This window comes from Polaromonas sp. P1_E1_2 (assembly GCF_056406035.1).
Genome location: NZ_JBFUAZ010000795.1, coordinates 1 through 1,555 on the forward strand (window position 1 = coordinate 1; position 1,555 = coordinate 1,555).

The window sequence follows — 1,555 nt, forward strand, 5'->3', positions numbered from 1 at the left end:
ATTTATGCGAGCTTCGACGCCGACGAGCAGGTCGTGGTCAAGGCCCTCAAGGACGTGCAGGGCGCCAACGCCGGTATCGCGGGCGGCCGCAACCTGGACCGCATTCCGGTGCAGATGGGCACCGCCGCCAGCGCCGACACGCCGTTTGAAGGCAAGCTGCAGCTGGTCGACAACCAGGTGGACGCCCGAAGCGGCACCGTGCGTGCGCGCGCCGTGTTCGACAACAAGGACGGCCAGCTGATTCCCGGCCAGTTCGCGCGCATCCGCATGGGCCAGGCCACCAAAGGCAAGGCATTGCTGATCAACGAGCGCGCCGTCGGCACCGACCAGAACAAGAAGTTTGTGCTCGTGGTCGGCGCCGACAACAAGGCGATGTACCGCGAAGTCACGCTGGGCGCTTCCGTCGATGGCCTGCGTGTCGTCAAAAGCGGCCTGGCCGCCAATGAACGCATTGTGGTCAACGGCCTGCAGCGCATCCGCCCCGGCGCGCTGATCACACCGCAGCCGGTCGAGATGACCGCCAAGTCGGAACTCACCGAAAAAGCCGTGAAGGTCGCGGCCAAGTCCTGAGCCCGCCTTGACACCTGAACCAGAAGAATTGCCATGAATCTTTCCAAATTTTTTATTGACCGGCCGATCTTTGCCGGCGTGCTGTCGCTGCTGATGTTCATTGCCGGACTGATCGCGCTGCGCTCGCTGCCGATCGCCGAATACCCGGACGTTGTGCCGCCCACGGTGGTGGTGCGCGCCAACTACCCCGGCGCCAACCCCAAAGTGATTGCCGAGACCGTCGCCACTCCGCTCGAGGAATCCATCAACGGCGTGGACGGCATGCTCTACATGAGCAGCCAGGCCACCACCGACGGCCTGATGACGCTGAACGTCACCTTCAAGCTCGGCACCGACCCCGACAAGGCCCAGCAACTGGTGCAAAACCGTGTCTCGCAAGCCGAGCCGCGCCTGCCGGAAGAAGTGCGCCGCCTGGGCATTACCACCATCAAGAGCTCACCCGACCTCACGATGGTGGTGCACTTGCTGTCGCCCAACGACCGCTACGACATGACCTACCTGCGCAATTACGCGGTGCTCAATGTCAAGGACCGCCTGGCGCGCATCAACGGCGTGGGCCAGGTGCAGCTGTTCGGCTCGGGCGACTATTCGATGCGCGTCTGGCTTGACCCGCAAAAAGTCGCTGAGCGCGGTTTGTCTGCCGGCGACGTGGTGCGCGCCATCCGCGAGCAGAACATCCAGGCTGCGGCCGGCGTCGTGGGCGCTTCCCCGGGCCTGCCCGGCGTGGACATGCAGTTGTCCATCAATGCCCAGGGCCGCCTGCAAAGCGAAGAAGAGTTCGGCGACATCATCGTCAAGACCGACAAGGGCGGCGCCGTGACGCGCCTGCGCGATATTTCCCGCCTGGAGCTCGGTGCGTCGGACTACGCCCTGCGTTCGCTGCTGGACAACAAACAGGCTGTGGCCGTGCCGGTGTTTGCCGCACCGGGCTCCAACGCCATCCAGATCTCCGACGATGTGCAGGCCGTGATGAAGGACCTGAAAA

General features: G+C 64.2%; 2 protein-coding genes. Both read left to right on the forward strand.

The genetic code is table 11. The annotated features are described in order from the left end of the window. A partial coding sequence (locus AC1D1P_RS22970) for an efflux RND transporter periplasmic adaptor subunit (RefSeq protein ID WP_477674586.1) occupies window positions 1–570 on the forward strand: 570 nt, incomplete at its 5' end. Window positions 571–603: 33 nt separating this feature from the next. Beyond that, window positions 604–1,555, forward strand: a 952-nt coding sequence (locus AC1D1P_RS22975) for an efflux RND transporter permease subunit (protein WP_477674587.1), incomplete at its 3' end; no start/stop codon positions are given.